Raw genomic sequence first — 6,029 nt, 5'->3', positions numbered from 1 at the left:
GTTCTTCCCCACCCCGCCCCTTCCCGAAAGTCCTCGCCGGACGGGCCTCCTCAATCGCCGGAGGGGCTGAAATTTGGCTGAGCTACCAGTCATCAGCAATCAGGCCACGCCCGCAAAATCCAGCCCCTCCGGCGTTTGAGGAGCGGGGGTCCGGGGGCGGAGCCCCCTGGGGGCGGCACACACGCGGGGTAACGGACTTCCCGGACCGCGACCCCGTACCTGTCCCGGCCGGAGGCCCCCGCGGCGTCCCCGGCCGGGACAGGGCCACGTACCGCACGAGTACCGCACACGCACCAGAAAGGACGCCATGCTCGACCACCTAATCAACGGCGCGACCGTCGTCGACGGCACCGGAGCCCCCGCGTACCGCGCGGACGTCGGGATCCGGGACGGCCGGATCGCTGTGATCGCCGAACCCGGCACGGTGACCGAGGAGGCCCGTACCTCCGAGGACGCCGGGGGCAAGGTGCTCGCACCCGGGTTCGTGGACCCGCACACGCACTACGACGCGCAGCTGTTCTGGGACCCGTACGCCACCCCGTCCCTCAACCACGGCGTGACCACCGTCGCGGGCGGCAACTGCGGGTTCACGCTCGCGCCGCTGCACCCGGACCGGCCCGGCGACGCCGACTACACGCGCCGCATGATGTCCAAGGTCGAGGGCATGTCCCTGGTCGCCCTGGAAGAGGGCGCACCCTGGAACTGGTCCGGCTTCGGCGAGTATCTGAACGCGCTGGACGGGCGGATAGCCGTCAACGCCGGGTTCATGGTGGGGCATTGCGCGCTGCGCCGGTACGTGATGGGCGAGGACGCGGTGGGCGGGCAGCCGAGCCCCGAACAACTGCAGCAGATGCTGGACCTCTTCCACCGGGCGATGGACGAGGGTGCCTGGGGCCTGTCCACCACCCAGTCGTCCACGCACTCCGACGGCGACGGGGAGCCGGTGGCGTCACGGCACGCGAAGCCGGAGGAGCTGCTCGCGCTGTCCCGTGCGGTGGCCGAGCACGAGGGCACGCAGCTGGAGGCGATCGTCGCGGGGTGTCTGGATCAGTTCAGTGATGACGAGATCGATCTGTTCGTGGAGATGTCCGCCGCTGCCGGGCGGCCGCTCAACTGGAACGTGCTCACCATCGACGCGGCCGTGCCCGAGCGGGTGCCGCGGCAGCTCGTGCCGAGCGAGCGGGCGCGTAAGGCAGGCGGCCGGATCGTCGCGCTGACCATGCCGATCCTCACGCCGATGAACATGTCGCTCGGCACGTTCTGCGCCCTCAACCTGATCCCCGGCTGGGGCGACATCCTCGGCCTGCCCGTGCCCGAGCGGATCGCCAAGCTCCGTGATCCGGACGTACGGACCGAGATGCTGCGGCGCGCGGACTCCAAGGAGGCGGGCGTCTTCCGGCGGCTCGCGGACTTCGGGCGGTACGTCATCGGCGACACGTACTCCAAGGAGAACGAGGGCCTGTCGGGGCGGGTCGTGCGCGACATCGCGGCCGAGCGCGGCCAGGACTCCTTCCAGTGCCTGGTCGAGATCTGCGCCAACGACGAGCTGCGTACGGTGCTCTGGCCGATGCCCACCGACAACGACCCGGACTCCTGGGAGCTGCGCAGGCAGACCTGGGAACACGAGGACGTCATGCTGGGCGGCTCCGACGCGGGCGCCCATCTGGACCGGATGTGCGGCGCCCCGTACACCACCCGGTTCATCGGGGACTGTCTGCGCGGCCGCAAGCTGACCTCGTTGGAGCAGGCGGTGAAGATGCTCACCGACGACCCGGCGCGGCTGTTCGGCCTGATCGACCGCGGCCGGATCACCGAGGGCTACCACGCCGACCTGGTCCTCTTCGACCCCGAGGCGATCGACGCGGGCAAGGCCACCCTCGTCCACGACCTGCCGGGCGACAGCCCGCGCCTGGACGCGAAGGCCATCGGTATCAACGCGGTGTGGGTGAACGGAGTCGAGGCGATCCGCGAGGACGTGGTCACCGGCGCCGTACCCGGCAAGGTCCTCCGCTCCGGCAGTGACACCAGGACGGTGAGCACCAAGTGACCCTGCGACAGAGCCTGTTCGTCGGCGGTGAGTGGGTGGAGCCGGACGGCGGGCACTACGAGGTGGTGAACCCGGCGACCGAGGAGACCGTCGGGCTCGCCCCGGAAGCCTCGCGCGCGCAGGTGCACGCGGCGGCGGCAGCGGCTCGTGAGGCCTTCGACGGCTGGTCGAGGACGAGCCCCGAGGAGCGGGCGCGGATCCTGGACCGGGCCGCCGACCTGATCCAGCGGGACGCGGGCCCGGCCGCGCAGCTCGCCCAGGCGGAGAGCGGCGCCACCACCGGAACGGCCCGCGGCATGCAGGTCGCGGTGGGCACGGCCCGGTTCCGGCGGTACGCGAAGGGCGCCCTCGAACCCGTCGAGGAGGCGCTGCCGCCGCAGATCACGGAGGCCGGGCCGATGGGCAAGGCCGGGGTGCTCGGCGCGCTCGCGGTGCGCCAGCCCGTCGGCGTCGTCACCTGCATCACCTCGTACAACAACCCGTGGGCCAACCCGGCGGGCAAGGTGGCGCCCGCGCTCGCCATGGGCAACACGGTGGTCGTGAAGCCCGCGCCGCAGGACCCGCTGTCGGTGTTCCGGATGGCGCGGGCCCTGGAGGAGGCGGGCGTTCCGCGCGGTGTCGTCAACGTCGTGTCCGGCACCGCCACCGAGGTCGGCGAGGCGGCCGTCGACTCGCCCGATGTCGACATGGTCAGCTTCACCGGCTCCACCGCGGTCGGCCGGCGCATCGCGGAGGTGTGCGGCCGGGACATGAAGCGGCAGCTGATGGAGCTGGGCGGGAAGGGCGCGGCGGTGGTCTTCGACGACGCCGACCTCGACGCGGCGGTCAGCGGCATCGGCACCACGTACGCCTTCTACAGCGGGCAGATCTGCACGGCCCCGACGCGGGTGCTCGCGCAGCGCGGGATCTACGAGCGGCTTGTCGAGAAGCTGACCGGCTATATCGGGTTCATGAAGGTCGGTGACCCGACGGTGAAGGGCACCGTGGTCGGCCCGGTGATCTCGGCCGCGCACCGGGACCGGGTCGAGTCGTATGTGGAGCTGGGGCGGAAGGAGGGCGCGCGGGTCGTCGCGGGCGGCGAGTCCGTGCCGATGGACCGGGGCTTCTACGTGGCGCCGACGCTGCTCGCCGACTGCACCAATGACATGCGGGTGGCGCGGGAGGAGATCTTCGGCCCGGTGGTCGTGGTGATCCCCTTCGACGACGAGGAGGAGGGCGTCCGCCTCGCCAACGACAGCGACTACGGCCTGATCGACTACGTCTGGTCCGGCGACGTGGCCCGCGCCTTCCGGGTGGCCCGGCGGCTGCGGGCGGGCGGGGTCGGCGTGAACACCATCGGCCGCAACATGGAGGCGCCGTTCGGCGGCTTCAAGCAGTCCGGGGTCGGCCGGGACGTGGGTTCGTACGCGTTGCACGCTTACAGCGAGCTGCAGTCGATCGTGTGGCCTGGGTGATGTGACGTGTGGTCTGGGTGACGTGAGCAGGCACACGGGAAAATTTTAAAACCGACATTTGGGTCGCTCCTGCGATTCCCGCATCGTGGAATCGCGGGAGCAAAACCTGATGATGGCGGGTTACCGCGCGTAATTGACCTCTGAATCAATGGTCGACATCCGTTTTGCCTGCCGTAACTCAAGGGGCGCCTTCCGGATGCAGAACCTCCGGATGTGGAAACCGCAGCACTTAACGTCCTGTTCATGACGCAGTTGCAAACCCGCCCCGAGGGCGGAGACACGGTACGGGGCGTGACCGAGGCCGGAAACGGTGTGCGCTCCAAGGGGCTCGGCGGTAACTCCGTCGGCCTCGTCGGTAGTGCGGTCATCGGCATCTCGACCGTCGCCCCGGTCTACTGCCTCACCTCGACCCTCGGCTCCACGGCCGGCGAGGTGGGCGTGCAGATGCCGGCCGTGTTCCTGGCCGGATTCCTGCCCATGCTGCTCGTGGCCTTCGCCTACCGCGAGCTCAACAAGGCGATGCCGGACTGCGGCACCTCGTTCACCTGGACGGTGAAGGCCTTCGGGCCGCGCCTCGGGTGGATGTGCGGCTGGGGCCTGGTGATCGCCACGATCATCGTGCTCTCCAACCTCGCGGGCGTCGCCACCTCGTACTTCTGGCTCCTGGCGGGGGAGGTCACCGGCAACGCGTCCATCGCGGCCCTGGATGACAGCAAACCCGTCCACATCCTCACCTGCCTGCTCCTCATCGCCGCCGCCACCGCGATCAGCTACCGCGGCATGACCGCCACGAAGGGTGTGCAGTACACCCTCGTCGGACTGCAGCTCGTCGTCCTCGCGGTGTTCGTCGCCATGGCCTTCCAGAAGGCGGGCAGCGGCGAGTTCGCCACCGGGCTCGACTTCTCCTGGTCCTGGCTCAACCCCTTCGCGGTGCAGTCCTTCGCCGCGTTCACGGCGGGACTCTCCCTCTCGATCTTCATGTTCTGGGGCTGGGACACCTGTCTCACCGCCAACGAGGAGACCAGCGGCAGCGAGAAGACCCCCGGCCGGGCCGCGCTCATCGCGATGGTCGTGCTTGTCGTCTCCTACCTCGCCACCGGCATCGCCGCCCAGATGGCCGTCGGCTCCGGCGACAAGGGCCTCGGCCTCGGCAACCCGGACACCTCCGACAACGTCTTCGCCGCGCTCGCGGGGCCCGTCATGGGCCCGCTCCTCGGCATCCTGCTTTTCGTCGCCGTGCTCGCCTCGGCCGCGGCCAGCCTGCAGACCACGTTCATCCCGGTCGCCCGCACGGTCCTCGCCATGTCGACGTACGAGGCCCTGCCCGCCTCGTACGCCAAGGTCCACCCGCGCTTCAAGACGCCGGGCCGCGCCACGGTCGTCGCGGGCGTCGCCACCGGCGCGTTCTACACGGTCATGACCCTGGTCAGCGAGCACGTCCTGGTCGACACGATCTACGCGCTCGGCCTCATGATCTGCTTCTACTACGCCCTGACGGCCTTCGCCTGCGCGTGGTACTTCCGCCGTGAACTGACCCGTTCGGTACGGGACTTCGTCTACAAGGCGCTGTTCCCGGTCCTCGGCGGGCTGCTGCTCACCGCGGTGTTCGGCAAGACGCTGTACGACATGTGGGACCCGGCGTACGGCAGCGGGTCGTCGGTGTTCGGTGTCGGCTCGGTGTTCGTCATCGGTGTCGGACTGCTGCTGCTCGGCGTCGTCCTGATGCTGCTTATGGCCAAGCGCAGCCCGGCGTTCTTCCGCGGCGAGGTGCTGACGAAGGAGACCCCGGCGCTCGTCGTCGAGGACTGACCACTTCTGCTGACCGCCTCTGTCACCGGCCGGGCACCGAGCGCAATCCCTCGAAGGAGCGAACGGTGCCCGGCCGTGCATCTGGGCATGAGCATGGCGGGAAACGGCGCCTGCCCCGCCTGACCAGGCGTGCGGACTGCCGCTCCGCGGATGGCATACGGGGGCGGGTGGGACCTTTTGGCGCCGCGTGAGTTCCACGGGTCCCGCGAGCTCTACGGGTTCCAGCCATCCGTACGCACTCCGCACGTGGCCTGATCACCCACCGTGCACGACCTGTTCCGCAGTGTTGATCGGATTGCCGGTTCGCGGGAGCGGGCGCTCGGGGAGGGTGTCGGAGGCGGTCGGGGGGATGCCCCGCCGCAACCGATGAAGGAGCTGCCAGAGCATGTCCACCGTTACGACTTCCGGCACCTGGACGGGTATCGCCCCCTCGCCCGACAACGTCTCGGGGATCAACACCGCCAACGCCACCTGGGGCGTTCCCGACGGGCAGGGCAAGAGTGGCTATGTGTTCTCCGGCGGTACCAAGGAAGTGAAGGCGGACGGCACCGAGTTCACGCTCGGCACCTTCACGCACCAGAACTACCCGGTGTACAGCGGCGCGAACAACCAGTTCGACGTCGACCTCTCGGTGGTCGTCCGGTTCGAGGAGGACGACTCCGACCGCACCTTCACCTTCCGCTTCCACCACTTCGAGACGCCCAACGACGGCCCCACCC

At 69.7% G+C, this 6,029-nt stretch carries 4 protein-coding genes; all 4 read left to right on the top strand.

Annotation, left to right across the window (positions count from 1 at the left end; translation table 11 throughout):
• The first annotated feature begins 166 nt into the window (after positions 1 to 166).
• The gene (locus GUY60_RS32725; RefSeq protein ID WP_281368637.1) at positions 167 to 2,047 is read left to right on the top strand and encodes an N-acyl-D-amino-acid deacylase family protein; all 1,881 of its coding nucleotides are present in this window, start codon (positions 167 to 169) and stop codon (positions 2,045 to 2,047) included.
• Positions 2,044 to 3,501, top strand: a complete 1,458-nt coding sequence (locus GUY60_RS32720; RefSeq protein WP_161704504.1) for an aldehyde dehydrogenase family protein — start codon at positions 2,044 to 2,046, stop codon at positions 3,499 to 3,501. Before GUY60_RS32725 ends, GUY60_RS32720 begins: the two co-directional genes overlap by 4 nt.
• Positions 3,502 to 3,744: 243 nt before the next feature.
• The gene (locus GUY60_RS32715; protein WP_161704502.1) at positions 3,745 to 5,310 is read left to right on the top strand and encodes an APC family permease; all 1,566 of its coding nucleotides are present in this window, start codon (positions 3,745 to 3,747) and stop codon (positions 5,308 to 5,310) included.
• 385 nt (positions 5,311 to 5,695) lie between these two features.
• Positions 5,696 to 6,029 (top strand): choice-of-anchor K domain-containing protein (locus GUY60_RS32710; RefSeq protein ID WP_187370188.1); only part of this gene is annotated, 334 nt, incomplete at its 3' end.

The organism is Streptomyces boluensis (assembly GCF_009908195.1).
Classification (GTDB): domain Bacteria; phylum Actinomycetota; class Actinomycetes; order Streptomycetales; family Streptomycetaceae; genus Streptomyces; species Streptomyces boluensis.
Note: the sequence above shows the minus strand (reverse complement) of the source record. Positions and strands in the feature narration are given on the sequence as shown.